Genomic DNA, 13,926 nt, shown 5'->3' on the forward strand with positions numbered 1-13,926 from the left:
AATTCAAGCCATCCCCCTGCCCCCGTAACGGCCAGGAAGCGTCAGGAGTTCACGTCGGACAGGCTGATTTCGAAACCGCGCGTTTCAGGATCGCCCTGGCGCAGGCGCACGGGCCAGTGGCCGCGCGCCGGGTCCAGCCAGAGCTCCACACCCGGGTCGCGGGGTCCCAGCGGCTGGCGGCGCAGATGCAGCATGCCGGCGTCCTCGGGCCGGGCCTCCATGGTTTCGAAGACCCATTCGCGCAGCTCGCCGCGCAGTCCCGCCACCCAGACCCGCCAGCGCCCGCCCGGCGTGCCGGCCTGGGCGTTGGAGGCCTGCACCAGCGCCGCCAGTTGCAGCCACCAGGACAGCCGGTCCTGTGCGCCCTCCGGCAGGTCGAGCTGGGCCGGGATGGCCGAGAAGCTGACGCGCCGGCCCTCGCTGTCGAAGTTGATGGTCTGGCGGTCCTGGCCGCCGCGCTGCAGCGCGAAGCGCTCGGGCGCCAGGCCCGCGCTGCCGGTACGGCCCAGGCTTTCCAGCGCGGGCAGTGCGTGCTCGCCGACGCGGCGCGTCAGGCGCAGGCTGTAGCGGCCGTCGGCCTCGGGGCGCCAGTCGAGCTGGGCCTCGCCATCCTGGCCGCCCTGGCGCAGCCGGTAGCGCCAGGCCGCCGGGCCGGCCAGGCGCAGCAGCGGCGCCTGCGGCGCGGCGATGGGAGCCTCGACGGGGGCCGTCGGCCGCTCGGCCGGGCGGTCGCCGCGTGCCGCGTGCCGGGGCAGGGCGGGCGGCGTCGGGTCGGGCTGGGCGACGGGCAGGACCGGCGGCTGCAGCAGCGCGACGCTGACGGCGCGCGCCGGCCGGGCAGCCTCCTCCCGGACGCGTTCGCCGCCCAGCAGCGCCGCATGGGCGAACAGGCTGGCCGCCAGTGCGAGCAGGGCGGCGCGGTGCGGGGTCAGGGCGATGCGCATCGCACAATGCTGCCATCACCCCGGACTACCGCCCATGAAACTCGCCAGCTACGCCGACGGTTCGCGCGACGGCCACCTCGTCGTCGTGTCGCGCGACCTGACCCAGGCCCATTACGCCACCGGCATCGCCACGCGGCTGCAGCAGCTGCTCGACGACTGGGGCTTCATCGCCCCCCAGCTCGAAGACCTGGCCGTGCAGCTCAACCACGGCAAGCTGCGCCACGCCTTCGCCTTCGAGCCCGAGAAATGCCTGGCGCCGCTGCCGCGCGCCTTTGGCTGGGCCGTCGTCGACGCGGACGGCGACATCGTCCGCGAGGCCGGCAGCTTCTCGGCGCCGCACCAGCCCTTGCGCGCGCCGGCCCAGGGTCAGCCCGTGCTGGCTGCCATCGCGGGGGACCTGGCCGCCGCCAGCGACCCGGCCGCGGCGCTGGATGCGCTGCGCCTGCTGACGCTGGCCGTGGACTGGCGCATGGCCGGCGAGCTGGTCGCCACGCAATGTGCGCCGCTGGCCGTCACGCCAGACGAACTCGGCGGCGCCTGGAGCGGCGGCCGTCTGCAGGCCCGTCTGGTGGCCTTGCACAACGGCAGCAAGCTGGAGCCGCGCGACGTGGCCGCCGCGCCGGGTGAGGCACTGGCCCGCCTGGCCCGGCTGCGGTCGCTGCGCGCGGGCCAGCTGGCCGGCGCCGCGCTCGGCCCTCTGGAGCTGACCCTGGCGCCCGGCGACAGCCTGCACCTGGACCTCAAGACCGCCGAGGGCGCCAGCCTGTTCGGCGCCATCGACCTCGACATCGCCCCCGTCACGCCATGAAGCCCCTGCCCATCATCATCGACACCGATCCCGGCCAGGACGACGCCATCGCGTTGCTGCTGGCGGCCGCCTCGCCCGAGCTGGAGCTGCTGGGCGTGACCACCGTCGCCGGCAACGTGCCGCTGGCGCTGACGACGCTGAACGCCCGCAAGGTCATGGAGCTGGCGAGTCGCCGCGACGTGCCCGTCTGCGCCGGCGCCGACCGGCCGCTGGACGTGCCGCTGGTCACCGCCGAGCATGTGCACGGCGACACCGGCCTGAACGGCGTCGAGCTGCCCGAGCCCACGCTGGCGGTGGACCCCCGCCATGCGGTGGACTTCATCATCCAGACGCTGCGCGAGCGCGAGGCCGGCACGGTGACGCTGTGCCCGCTGGGGCCGTTGACCAACATCGCGCTGGCCCTGCGCAAGGCCCCGGACATCGCGCCGCGCATCCGCCGCATCGTGCTGATGGGCGGCGGCTTCTTCGAGGGCGGCAACGTGACGCCGGCGGCCGAGTTCAACATCTACGTCGACCCCCGGGCGGCGCACGAGGTGTTCGCCAGCGGCGTACCCATCACGATGGCGCCGCTGGATGTCACGCACGAGGTGCTGACGACGGCCGCGCGCATCGCGGCGATACGCGCGCTGCCCAACCGGGCCGGCGCCGTCGTCGCGGCCTGGATGGAGTTCTTCGAGCGCTACGACGAGGAGAAGTACGGCCAGGACGGCGGGCCGCTGCACGACCCATGCGTCATCGCCTTCCTGCTGAAGCCCGAGCTGTTCCGCGGCCGCGTCTGCAACGTGCGCATCGAGACGCAGAGCGAGCTGACGCGCGGCATGACCGTCATCGACTGGTGGGGCGTCACCGGCCTGCCGGCCAACGCGCAGGTGCTGCGCCATGTCGACGCGGACGGCTTCTTCGCGCTGCTGACCGAACGGCTGTCAACCCTGCAGTGAGCGCGTCACGAGCCTGAAGTCCGGATCCTCCGGATAGGGCTTGGCCGTGAAGCCCAGGCCGCGCATCAGCTTGAGCATGTCGGCGTTGTTGCTCAGCACCAGGCCCTCGATGTCGGCCAGGCCCTTCTCGCGGGCGGCGTCGGTGATGCCCTCCATCAGCCGCGAGCCCAGGCCCTTGCCGCCGAAGTCGTCGGCCACCAGCAGGCTGAACTCGCAGCTGGTCTGGTCGGGGTTGGTGATGATGCGCGACACGCCGACGATGCGCTCGCGCTCGTCGAAGCCGCCATCGTCGCGCGCCGCGCGCTCGCGGTAGACGGCCACCAGCGCCATCTCGCGGTCATAGTCGATCAGCGTCAGCCGCGCCAGCAGCCCCGGCGGCAGTTCCTTGATCGCGCTGGCGAAGCGGAAGTAGCGACTCTCGGGCTTGAGCCCGCGCACCAGCTCCTGCAGCATCTGCGCGTCGTCGGGCCGCACCGGTCGCACGGTGACCTCGCCGCCGCCGGCCAGCGGCCAGACTTGCTCGAAGCGCGCGGGGTAGGGGAGGATGGCCAGGTGCGCATAGTCGAAGGCGCGCGGGCTGCCGGCCTGGGGTCCCGGCTGCAGCACGACGCGCGCGTCCACCGCGACCGCGCCATGTTCGTCGACGATCAGCGGGTTGATGTCCATCTCGCGCAGTTGCGGGAACTCGCACACCATCTCGCTGACGCGCAGCAGCACGCGCTCCAGCGCCTCCAGGTCGGCCGGCGCGCTCCCGGCCCGGCCCTCGGCCAGCGTCTCGGCGACGCGGGCGCGCTCGACCAGGCGGCGCGCCAGGAACTGGTTCAGCGGCGGCAGCTCCATCGCGCGGTCGGCGATCAGCTCGATCATGGTGCCGCCGGCGCCGAAGACGATGGTGGGGCCGAAGGCCTCGTCCGTCACCAGGCCCACGCAGACCTCGTGGCCGCCCCGGCCCCTGTGCGCCCGCGCCATCTTCTGCACCGTGACGCCGTTGATGCGCGCCTGCGGCTGCAGCCGCTGCACGCGCGCCACCATCTCGTTGTAGGTGTCGCGCGCGGCGGCGCCGCTCTGGATGTTCAGCGCCACGCCCTGCACGTCGCTCTTGTGGACGATGTCGGGCGAGTCGATCTTCAGCGCGACGGGGAAGCCGAGCTGGGTCGCCAGCATCATGGCCTCGTTGGCGCTGCGTGCCAGCACGGTCTGCGTGACCGGGATGTGGAAGGCCGCCAGCAAGGCCTTGCTCTCCATCTCGGTCAGCGTGCGGCGACGTTCGGCCAGCACGCTTTCGATGAGCAGCCGCGCGGCCTCGACGTCCGGCTGGGCCAGGCTGGACATGGGCGGCGGCGTCTGCAGCAGCAACTGCTGGTTGGCATAGAACGACGCGATGTTGCCGAAGGCGCCGACGGCGGCCTCGGGCGTGCGGAAGTTGGCGATGGCCGCCTCGTTGAGCACGCGGCGAGCCTCCAGCACCGAGGCGTCGCCCATCCAGCAGCCCAGCAACGGCTTGGCCGTGGCGGCCTTGGCGGCAGCGACCGCGCGGGCCGTCTCGGTGGCGTCAGAGCCGATCTGCGGCGCGTAGATGACCAGCAGCCCGTCCACGGCCGGGTCCTGCGCGGCGGCTTCGACGGCGGCGCGGAAATGCGCGGGCGTGGCCGCGGCCGACAGGTCGATCAGGTCGGCCAGCGAGGCCAGGGCGGGCAGCCGGGGCTGCAGCGCGCGGGCCACGTCGGGTGAAAGCCTGCCCAGCTGCAGGCCGATCTCGCCGACCCAGTCCGCAGCCAGCACGCCGGGGCCGCCGCCGTTGGTGATGATGGCCAGCCGCTTGCCCACGGGCCGGTAGCGCGCCGCCAGGCATTTGGCGGCCGAGAACAGCTCGACGAAGCTGCGCACGCGCACCGCGCCGGCGCGGCGCAGCGCGGCGTCGAAGACGTCATCGCTGCCGACGATGGCGCGGCTGTGCGTCAGCGCGGCCTCGTTGCCGGCGCTGCGCCGGCCGGCCTTCAGCACCACCACCGGCTTGGCATGCGCCGCCGAGCGCAGCGCGCTCATGAAGCGCCGCGCGCTGGAGATGCCCTCCAGGTAGACGACGATGCTCTGCGTGCGCGCGTCGGCGGCCAGGAAGTCCAGCACCTGGGCCAGGTCCACGGCCGCGTTGGGGCCCAGCGACACGACCTGGCTGAAGCCGACCTGGTTCTGCCGCGCCCAGTCCAGCATGGCCGAGGTCAGCGCGCCGGACTGCGACACCAGCGCCAGCGACCCCTCGGCCGCCAGCGGGCCGGCGGCGCTGGCGTTCAGGTTCAGGTGCGGGCGCTGGAAGCCCAGGCAGTTGGGGCCCAGCAGGTGCAGGCCCTCGCGGCGCGCGATGCGCTTGAGCTGTGCGGCCTGGCCGGGCTCGATGCCGTCGCTGACGATCAGCGCCGAGCGGCAGGCGATGCGGCCGGCCATCTCCAGCGCGCCGGCGACCTCGTCGGCGGGCAGTGCGATGAGGGCCAGGTCGGCCCGCGAGCGCGCCAGGTCGCCCAGCGTGCCCGTCGTCTCGCCGTGCAGGAACTGCGGTGGGCTGGCGCCCGGCGCGGCCGCCAGCGCCGCGCGCAGCACGCGGGCCTGGCGGGTCTGGCGCTCGGGATCGTCCGGCGGGCCGGCGAAGACGACCACCGAGCGCGGCATGAACAGGGGGGTCAGGAAATGGTGGTCCATGCGATGACTCTAGTCGGCCCCGATCGGCGGGTTCACCTGGGCCGCGACGCCGCGGACCAGCGGATTGAGCATATCGCCGCCTGCCCCGGCAGGAGATGACGCGGGCGCGGCGACACGGCGCGGGCGTGCCGGTGGCAAGATGGGCGCCCGTCCCACTGGAGTACCGCCATGCAACGCCGCCTCATCGTCACCGGCGCCCCCGCCCTGTTGCTGCTGCGCCCGGCCTGGGCGCTGAGCCTGAGCGAGGGCGACGCCAACGCCGGCATACGCACGGCGCTGGAGCGTGGTGCCAACGCGGCGGTGGCCTTGCTGGGCCGGCCCGACGGCTTCCTCGGCAACCCGCTGGTCAAGATCCAGCTGCCGGGCTATCTGAAGGACGCCGCCAGGCTGCTGAAGGCGACCGGCCAGGGCGCCAGGCTGGACGAGCTGGTCGTCGCGATGAACCGTGCCGCCGAGGCCGCCGTGCCGGCGGCCAAGCCCCTGCTCGTCAAGGCCGTGAAGGACATGAGCGTCGAGGACGGCCTGAAGATCCTCAGGGGCGGCGACGACTCGGTGACGCAGTTCTTCGCCGGCAAGACGCGCGAGCCGCTGGGCCAGCAGTTCCTGCCCATCGTGACCCGGGCCACCGAGAAGGTCGCGCTGGCGGACAAGTACAACGCCGTCGCCAAGAAGGCCGGCGGCTTCGGCCTCGTCAGCGGCGACGAGGCCAACATCCAGCAGTACGTCACCGCGCGGGCGCTGGACGGCCTCTACCGCATCATCGGCGAGGAGGAGAAGAAGATCCGCCAGGATCCGGTCGGTACCGGCAGTGCCATCTTGAAGAAGGTCTTTGGCGGCCTGGGCTGACGCCCGCCGCCGGTCCGCGCGGCTGAACGACAATCCTGGCCCTTGCCTGTTTGCTGCCGCCTCGGCGGCTTTGCGATGAATTCCGATCTTCCCGATCCCGTCAACCCGACCGCAGTTCCTGGCGCCGACGTGCCTGCGCCCGAAGCCCAGCCCGCGGCGCCAGCGGTCGAGCCCGCTGTGGCTGCGCCCGCTGAGGCCGCTGTGGCCGCTGTGGCCGCAACCCCTGTCGTGGACGCCACCGCCGAGCTGAAGGCCTTGTTCCCCGCGCTGTTCACCGGCAAGCCCAAGCCCGTCAAGCTGCGCATCCAGGCCGACATCCAGGAGCGCGCGCCGGGCCGGTTCACGAAGGCCCAGCTCAGCGCCTTCCTGCGCCGCCACACCGGCGGTACCGGCTATCTGATCGCGCTGACGCAGGCCAAGACCCGTTTCGACCTTGACGGCCAGCCGGCCGGCGAAATCACCGAAGAGCACCTCAAGGCGGCCCAGGAAGAGCTGGCCCGCCGCCGCGGCCTGAAGCAGGAGCGCGAGCAGGTGGAGCAGGAGCGCCACCAGCTGGAAGCGCAGCAGCGCCGCAACCGTGCCCAGCTGCTGTGGGACTTCGAGCGCACGACGCTGACCGAGGCCAATTTCTGCGTGCTCAAGGGCGTGGTGCCCGAGGAGCTGCCGGGCCTGCTGGAGATCGCTCGCAAGGAGCGCGCCGAGGCGCCGCCGGCGCCCCCGCGCGAGGCGCGCCGCGACGGCCCGCCGCGCCGCGATGATCGCCGTCCGGGCGGCGGTGGCCGCCGTGATGGCCGCCGTGATGGCCGCCCTGACGGCCGCCCGGAGGGGCGCCGCGAAGGCGGCCGGCCGCCGCAGCGCCAGGGCCGCAAGCCCGACCAGCCGCGTCGCGATCAGGCGGCCAGGCCGCAGGCCCCCAAGGCCGAGCCGGCCCAGGAGGCTGCGCCGCCCAAGGATCAGGCGCCCGAGTAACGCTGTTCCAGGTAGGCGAGCAGGGTGCGGATGGTCTGCGCCTCGCCGCCCACCGGACGGCCGGCGCGCGGCGCGTCGTTCCAGGCGAACAGGTCGACGTGCAGCCAGTCCTGCTGGGCGGGCAGGAAGTCCTCCAGGAACAGCGCCGCATTGATGGCGCCGGCCAGCGGGCTCTTGCCGGTGTTGACGATGTCGCCCAGCGTGCTCTCGATGCCGGCGTGGTACGGCGCCCACAGCGGCATGTGCCACATCGGGTCGTCCAGCTTCAGGCCCAGGTCGACCAGGTCGCGCGCCGTGTCCATGTGCTTGGCGAACAGCGCCGGCAGCTGGGCGCCCAGCGCCACGCGGGCCGCGCCGGTCAGCGTGGCCAGGTCGATGACGAGGTCCGGCTTGCCTTCGGCGGCGTAGGCCAGCGCGTCGCTCAGCACGACGCGGCCTTCAGCGTCGGTGTTGCCGATCTCGATGTGCAGGCCCTTGCGGGTCTTGATGATGTCGCCCGGCCGGTAGGCATTGCCCGAGATCGAATTCTCGACGGCCGGGATCAGCAGCTGCAGCCGCACCGGCAGCTTGAAGGCCATGATGAGGCCGGCCAGGCCCAGCGCGTTGGCCGCACCGCCCATGTCCTTCTTCATCTGGCGCATGCCCTCGCCGGACTTGATGTTCAGCCCGCCGGTGTCGAAGCAGACGCCCTTGCCGACCAGGGCCAGCTTGGGATGCTTGGGGTTGCCCCAGTTCAGTTCGATCAGGCGAGGTGAGCGCATGCTCGCGCGGCCGACCGCGTGGATGCTGGGGAAGTTCTTCTTCAGCAGCGCGTCGCCAACGATCTCGGAGAAAGTTGCGCCGTACTGCTTGGCCAGCGCCTTGGCGGCGCCGGCCAGCTCGGCCGGGCCCATGTGCTCGGCCGGCGTGTTGACGAGGTCGCGCGTGGCGGCGATGGCCGTCGCCAGCGCGATGCCGCGCTCCGCGTCGGGGCCGGGCTTGAGCGCCAGCGTCGCCGGCGCCCGCTGGGCTGGCTTGTAGAGGTCGAAGCGGTAGCCGCCCAGCTCCCATGACATGGCCGCGGCCTCCGGCTGCAGGGCCAGGCCGGCGTCGTCGAGCTTGTAGACGCCTTCGGGCAGCGCCAGCGGGAGGTGGCTGAGCGCGAACGGGTGCGCCGCGTGGGCCACGCCGGCAAAGACCTGGGCCAGCCGGCCGTCGGCGCCGGGCAGCAGCGCGTAGCTGTCGGCGGCGCCGACGAAACCGACCGTGGCCAGCCAGGCGCGGGTGGCCTGCGGCAGCTCGGCGGCCAGGGCCTGGAAGGCGGCGCGGTCGACGACGGTGATGGGGGTGGCCTTGGCCGGGAGGGTTTTCTTCAGCTGGACGGTCATCGCGGGGTCCTGGATTCCAAAGCGGGCATTGTCGGCACAGAAGAGTGCAAAGAAAGGTATGCGGCCTGTCAACCGCCGCAGCCGGGCACGCGTTGTGCCTGCCAATTGCGCCGCAATCGGCGCGAGACGGCCCGACAAGGCCAGACAAGATCGCCATCATGAAGATCCAGCCCCGTACCGAAGCCCAGCCCCGCCGCCTGCCCGCGCCCGAGGCGGGCCTGGCCTGGAGCGCCGAGGAATCCGTCGACAAGGGCCGCAAGCACGAAGCCTTCGACACCGGCTTCTACAGCGGCGAGCGCCGCGGCCTGGCCCGCGCGATGCGCCTGGACCGCAAGCGCTGAGTGAGGGCCCAGCAGAGTCCCTGCGGACTTTGCAACGCCTGACGAAGGCCAGCCGGCCTGCGAGCCCGATGGCTTGAGGCTCGTCCTGGCCCGCTGCCTGCGCGCCGGGCGACGCCCGACGAAGGCCGCCCGGCATGCAGGCCGCAGGGCATGGGGCGGCCGAACTCCCCGCCACGCCCCCCGAATCACGGGTTTCGTTTCGGCGTTGTCGGGAAATCCTGCCGGGTCCGGAGGGCCGACAGCGCTCAGAATGCGCCCCCATGAAAGCCGCCCGTCGCTCCATCGCCCTCGTTTCCGGCGTCCTGCTCTACTGCGCCTGCGCCGGTGCCGCCATGAAGTACGCCAACACCGGCCTGCCGCGCCAGGTCTATGTGCAGCTGGGTGGCCGCAACAGCCTGCCGGTCATGCTGGGCGAGGCGGTCGCCATCGCCGTGGTGCTGTTCATCGTCGCCGCGATCTGGGCCTATCTGACGCTGCGTCCCCAGCGCCGCCGCCACAAGCCCTATGTCGCCTGGATGATGTCCGGCGTGGGCTCGGCCTGGGCGGGCTGGTTGATCTTCGGCGCCTTCAGCTTCGCGCTGAAGCCGCGTGCCTATTCCGCGCCGCTGCAGAACATGCTGCTATCGTCCGGCGCGGCGCCGCTGTTCGGCGCGCTGAACATCTTCGGCGTCGTCGCCGGTGTCTGGCTGGCCGGCCGCCTGGCCAAGAGGCGCCAGCTGCGCCTGCCCAGCACCCGTTCGCGCAGCCGGCCCTACGAGGATTCCGTGCAGAACGCCGACCCCGACAGCGCGCCGTCGACGACCAGCGAGCCCCAGACCATGGCGCCACCCGCGGCGCGTTGATGCCGTGCCGCGCGCGGTCTGCCCGCGCTGCGAGCGCCCCGCAGCCACCTGCCTGTGCGCCACGCTGCCGGCGCCGCTGGCCCATCGCACCGAACTGCTGATCCTGCAGCACCCGGCCGAGGCCGGCCATGCGAAGAACACGACGGCCTTCCTGACGCTGGGCCTGCGCCGCGCGCGCCTGCTGCGCGGCGAGGTGTTCGACGCCGCCCTGGCCGGCCCCGGCACGGCGCTGCTCTACCCCGGCGAGGCCGGCGGCACCGGAGCGCCAGCCGGGATCGCGCGCCTGATCCTGCTCGACGGCAGCTGGCGCCAGAGCCGCCGCCTGCTGGCCGCCAACCCCTGGCTGGCCGCGTTGCCGCGGCTGGGCCTGCCGGAGCTGCCGTCGCGCTACGCCATCCGCCGCGCCCACCGGCCCGGCCAGCTGTCGACTTGTGAGGCCGGCCTGCATGCGCTGGCTGTGCTGGAGGGGGAGGCGGCGCGTTTCGAGCCCCTGTGGGCGGCCTTCGACGGCTTCGTCCAGGCCGGCCTTTACAGAAGGGAAATCGGCATGGCCTAGGATTTCGGGATGTCTTTGTCCCTGCGATCCGCTTTCCTGGCCTTGCTGGCCGCCCCCCTGCTGGCCCTGGCCGCGCCCCCCGAGGCCGCGACCGAACATGTGCAGGCCCGCCTCGTCTCCAGCCAGGCCGCGGTGGCGCCGGGCCAGCGCTTCACGGTGGCGCTGGAGCAGAACATCAAGGCGCACTGGCACACCTACTGGCTCAATCCGGGCGACTCCGGCCAGGCCACCAGCATCGACTGGGCGGGCGCCGAGGCCGGCCCCATCCAGTGGCCCACGCCGTCCATCCAGGCCATAGGCCCCATCGTCAACTACGGCTACGAGGGCCGGCCGGCCCTGCTGGTGGAACTGACCGTGCCGGCCGACGCCAGGCCCGGCAGCCGCTTCCAGCCGACGGCCGAGGTGCGCTGGCTGGTCTGCAAGGATGTCTGCATCCCCGAGCAGGTGAGCCTGGGACTGGACCTGCCCGTGGCGGCGCAGGCCCAGTCCGGTGCCGACGCGGCCCAGATCGAGGAATGGCGCCGCGCCATCCCGCAGCCCGCGCCCTTCGCCGTGCAGCTCAAGGCCGCGCCCCAGGGCATGCGGCTCAGCGGGCCGACCGCGGGCGTCACCAAGGCCTATTTCTTCGCCGACACCTGGGGCGCCGTCGCCCACAGTGCGCCGCAGCCGCTGCGGGCCGAGGGCGGTGGCTGGGCGCTGGACCTGCCGGCCGGCGACGAACCCCTGGCGGCGGGCAAGCCGCTGTCCGGCGTCATCGCGCTGACGACCGCCGCGGGCGAGCAGGCCTGGACGGTCTCGGCGGCCATGCCGGAGGGCGCCGGCAAGGGCCCCGGCCCCGCCGACCTGGCGGCACCCGCCGCCGATGCCGCCACGCCCGCGCCGGCGAGCGACATCGGCCTGCTGCCGGCCCTGGCCCTGGCCCTGCTGGGCGGCCTGATCCTGAACCTGATGCCCTGCGTCTTCCCGGTGCTGTCCATCAAGGCGCTGGCGCTGGTGCGCGAGGGCAACCACAAGGCCGAGGGGCTGGCCTACACGGCCGGCGTGCTGGCCAGCTTCCTGGTGCTGGCGGCTGTGCTGATCGCGCTGCGCGCGGGCGGCCAGCAGGTGGGCTGGGGCTTCCAGTTCCATTCGCCGGTGTTCGTGCTGGTCGTCGCCTACTTGCTCTTCCTCGTCGGCCTGAACCTGTCAGGCCTGTTCGAGATCGGCGGCAGCTTCACCGGCATCGGCTCGGGTCTGGCCGCGCGCCAGGGTCTGGCGGGCAGCTTCTTCACCGGCGTGCTGGCGGCGGTGGTCGCCACGCCCTGCACGGCGCCCTTCATGGGAGCGGCGCTGGCGTTCGCGCTGTCGCAGCCGGCGGTGGTCCTGCTGGCGGTGTTCCTGGCGCTGGGCCTGGGCCTGGCGCTGCCCTTCCTGGTGCTGGCCTTCTGGCCGGCGGCGCAGCGCTGGCTGCCCCGGCCGGGCGCGTGGATGGACCGCTTCAAGCAGTTCCTCGCCTTCCCGATGTATGCCGCCGTCGTCTGGCTGCTGTGGGTGCTGGCCCAGCAGGCCGGGCCGGACGGCGTCGCGCTGGCGCTGGCGGGCCTGGTGCTGATGGCCTTCGGCCTGTGGTGGCGTCATGCCAGCGGCGCGAGCGCCGTCGGTACGGTCGCGGCCCTGGCTGGCGTGGTGCTGGCGCTGGGCATGTCGGCCTGGATCAAGCCGGCCGACGCCGCGCCCGGCACCAGCGCGTCGGCCCACGAGGCCTACAGCGCCGAGCGCGTGGCGGAACTGCGTGGGCAGAACAAGCCGGTCTTCGTCAACCTGACCGCCGCCTGGTGCATCTCCTGCCTCGTCAACGAGCGCGTGGCGCTGTCGCGGCCCGAGGTGGGCGAGGCCTTCGCCAAGGCCGGCGTCGTCTACCTGAAGGGCGACTGGACCCGCGAGGACCCCAAGATCACCGCCGTCCTCAAGGCCCATGGCCGCTCGGGCGTGCCGCTCTACCTCTACTACGCGCCGGGCGCCGCCGAGGCCCGGGTGCTGCCGCAGATCCTCACCCCCGGCCTCCTCGTCGAGGCCGTTTCCTCCGCTCCCAGGAGTTCGCCATGACCCTGCTCCGCCGCTGCCTGCTCGTCGCCCTGATCCTGCCCGGCCTGGCCCAGGCCACCGCCAACGTGGACGCGCCCGCGCCCGCCTTCACGGCCGCGACGGCCGACGGCAAGACCGTCAGCCTGGCCGACTACAAGGGCAAGACCGTGGTGCTGGAGTGGACCAACCACGACTGCCCCTACGTCAGGAAGCATTACGGCAGCGGCAACATGCAGAGCCAGCAGAAGGCGGCCACCGCGCAGGGCGTCGTCTGGCTGCAGGTCATCTCCTCGGCGCCGGGCCAGCAGGGCTATGTCGACGGCGCCGGTGCCCTGAAGCTCAACGCCGACCGCGGCGCTGCGCCCACCGCCACGCTGCTGGACCCCAAGGGCGAGCTCGGCAAGCTCTACGGCGCGCAGACCACGCCGCACATGTACGTCATCAAGGCCGACGGCATGCTGGTCTACAAGGGCGGCATCGACAGCATCGCCACCACCCGGGTGGAGGACATCGCCAAGGCCGAGCCCTATGTCACCGAGGCGCTGGCCGCCGTTGCCGCGGACCGCAAGGTCGAGAAGGCGGTCACGCGGCCCTATGGCTGCAGCGTCAAGTACGCCAGCTAGAACACCGACAGCCCGGTCTTCTCGACGAACAGCTCCAGCGCCCGGCGGCCGAGCAGCGAGTTGCCGGTGCCGTCCAGCGCGGGCGACCAGACGCACAGCGTGAGCCGTTCCGGCACGACGGCGACGATGCCGCCGCCCACGCCGCTCTTGCAGGGCAGCCCGATGCGGAAGGCGAACTCGCCGGCCGCGTCGTAGGTGCCGCAGGTCAGCATCAGCGCGTTGACGCGCCGCGTCTGCGCCGCGCTGAGCAGGGGAATGCCGGCCAGCGGGTGGCGGCCGTCGCGGCACAGGTAGCCGGCGGCGCAGGCCACCTGCTCGCAGGTCATCGCGATGGCGCACTGGTTGAAGTAGACGTCCAGTACCGTGGCCACGTCGTTGTCCAGTGTGCCGAAGCCCTTCATGAAGTTGGCCAGCGCCGTGTTGCGGAATCCCGTGTCCGCCTCGGACCGAGCGACCTCGGCATCGATGGTGACCGGCTCGCCGCACAGCCGGCCCAGCAGCGCCAGCAGCTCGGCCTTGGCGTCACCCAGCGACACCAGCCGGTCCGCCACCGCGATGGCGCCGGCATTGATGAAGGGGTTGCGCGGGATGCCGCGCTCCGTCTCCAGCTGCACCAGCGAGTTGAACGGACTGCCCGAGGGCTCGCGGCCGATGCGCTCCCAGAGCTTCTCGCCCAGCGCGCGTATCGCCAGCGTCAGCGAGAACACCTTGGACATGCTCTGGATGGAGAACGGCGTCGCGCTGTCGCCGGCCGCCGCCGTCTCCCCCGCGCAGCCGCGCAGCGCGATGCCGAACTGCAGCGGCGACACCCGCGCCAGCGCCGGTATGTAGCTGGCCACCTTGCCGCCCTGGCCCAGCAACGGGCGCAGCTCCGCGTTGATCTCGTCGAGGATGGTCTGGAAGTTCATGGCGGCGATTCTGGCGCCGGGACAAT

13 protein-coding genes are annotated in these 13,926 nt (G+C 72.8%); 9 read left to right on the top strand and 4 right to left on the bottom strand.

The genetic code is table 11. The annotated features are described in order from the left end of the window. Nucleotides 1-41 precede the first annotated feature (41 nt). On the bottom strand, nt 42-944 hold the full coding sequence (locus tag JOY88_RS20415) for a hypothetical protein (protein ID WP_293504486.1): 903 nt from the start codon (nt 942-944) through the stop codon (nt 42-44). Nucleotides 945-978: 34 nt separating this feature from the next. Here JOY88_RS20415 and JOY88_RS20420 point away from each other — a divergent pair, with 34 nt between their 5' ends. Both JOY88_RS20420 and JOY88_RS20425 read left to right on the top strand, forming a co-directional pair. Then, nucleotides 979-1,752 carry a fumarylacetoacetate hydrolase gene (locus JOY88_RS20420; RefSeq protein ID WP_293504487.1) on the top strand — a complete coding sequence of 258 codons (774 nt, stop codon included), beginning with the start codon at nt 979-981 and terminating at the stop codon, nt 1,750-1,752. Beyond that, on the top strand, nt 1,749-2,690 hold the full coding sequence (locus tag JOY88_RS20425; protein WP_293504488.1) for a nucleoside hydrolase: 942 nt from the start codon (nt 1,749-1,751) through the stop codon (nt 2,688-2,690). The genes JOY88_RS20420 and JOY88_RS20425 overlap by 4 nt, the downstream gene beginning before the upstream one ends. On the opposite strand, the gene JOY88_RS20430 is transcribed toward JOY88_RS20425, so the two are convergent. Next, a complete protein-coding gene (locus tag JOY88_RS20430; RefSeq protein ID WP_293504489.1) occupies nt 2,676-5,384 on the bottom strand; it encodes a bifunctional acetate--CoA ligase family protein/GNAT family N-acetyltransferase in 2,709 nt (902 codons plus the stop codon). The two genes, JOY88_RS20425 and JOY88_RS20430, sit on opposite strands and share 15 nt — an antisense overlap. Nucleotides 5,385-5,552: 168 nt before the next feature. Here JOY88_RS20430 and JOY88_RS20435 point away from each other — a divergent pair, with 168 nt between their 5' ends. Both JOY88_RS20435 and JOY88_RS20440 read left to right on the top strand, forming a co-directional pair. Further along, nucleotides 5,553-6,230, top strand: coding sequence for a DUF4197 domain-containing protein (locus tag JOY88_RS20435; RefSeq protein WP_293504490.1), 678 nt, complete (start codon nt 5,553-5,555; stop codon nt 6,228-6,230). A 75-nt stretch (nt 6,231-6,305) separates the two neighbouring features. Further along, entirely contained in the window at nt 6,306-7,199 is an 894-nt protein-coding gene (locus JOY88_RS20440; protein ID WP_293504491.1) for a ProQ/FINO family protein, read from the top strand. On the opposite strand, the gene JOY88_RS20445 is transcribed toward JOY88_RS20440, so the two are convergent. Next, nucleotides 7,184-8,566 carry a leucyl aminopeptidase family protein gene (locus tag JOY88_RS20445; RefSeq protein WP_293504492.1) on the bottom strand — a complete coding sequence of 461 codons (1,383 nt, stop codon included), beginning with the start codon at nt 8,564-8,566 and terminating at the stop codon, nt 7,184-7,186. The two genes, JOY88_RS20440 and JOY88_RS20445, sit on opposite strands and share 16 nt — an antisense overlap. Nucleotides 8,567-8,724: 158 nt before the next feature. Here JOY88_RS20445 and JOY88_RS20450 point away from each other — a divergent pair, with 158 nt between their 5' ends. The 5 genes from JOY88_RS20450 to JOY88_RS20470 all read left to right on the top strand — a co-directional run bounded on the left by JOY88_RS20450 (nt 8,725) and on the right by JOY88_RS20470 (nt 12,992). Continuing rightward, nucleotides 8,725-8,907 carry a hypothetical protein gene (locus JOY88_RS20450; RefSeq protein WP_293504493.1) on the top strand — a complete coding sequence of 61 codons (183 nt, stop codon included), beginning with the start codon at nt 8,725-8,727 and terminating at the stop codon, nt 8,905-8,907. 260 nt (nt 8,908-9,167) lie between these two features. Further along, a complete protein-coding gene (locus JOY88_RS20455) occupies nt 9,168-9,749 on the top strand; it encodes a hypothetical protein (protein ID WP_293504494.1) in 582 nt (193 codons plus the stop codon). Between the two features lie 4 nt (nt 9,750-9,753). Next, nucleotides 9,754-10,305, top strand: coding sequence for a tRNA-uridine aminocarboxypropyltransferase (locus tag JOY88_RS20460; RefSeq protein ID WP_293504495.1), 552 nt, complete (start codon nt 9,754-9,756; stop codon nt 10,303-10,305). A 9-nt stretch (nt 10,306-10,314) separates the two neighbouring features. Beyond that, the gene (locus tag JOY88_RS20465; RefSeq protein ID WP_293504496.1) at nt 10,315-12,390 is read left to right on the top strand and encodes a protein-disulfide reductase DsbD family protein; all 2,076 of its coding nucleotides are present in this window, start codon (nt 10,315-10,317) and stop codon (nt 12,388-12,390) included. Continuing rightward, nucleotides 12,387-12,992, top strand: a complete 606-nt coding sequence (locus JOY88_RS20470; RefSeq protein WP_293504497.1) for a redoxin domain-containing protein — start codon at nt 12,387-12,389, stop codon at nt 12,990-12,992. Before JOY88_RS20465 ends, JOY88_RS20470 begins: the two co-directional genes overlap by 4 nt. On the opposite strand, the gene JOY88_RS20475 is transcribed toward JOY88_RS20470, so the two are convergent. Then, complete coding sequence (locus tag JOY88_RS20475) at nt 12,989-13,900, bottom strand: glutaminase (RefSeq protein WP_293504498.1); 912 nt, start codon at nt 13,898-13,900, stop codon at nt 12,989-12,991. The genes JOY88_RS20470 and JOY88_RS20475 overlap by 4 nt on opposite strands. Nucleotides 13,901-13,926: the final 26 nt, after the last annotated feature.

Source organism: Roseateles sp., assembly GCF_019237615.1.
GTDB lineage: Bacteria > Pseudomonadota > Gammaproteobacteria > Burkholderiales > Burkholderiaceae_C > Pelomonas.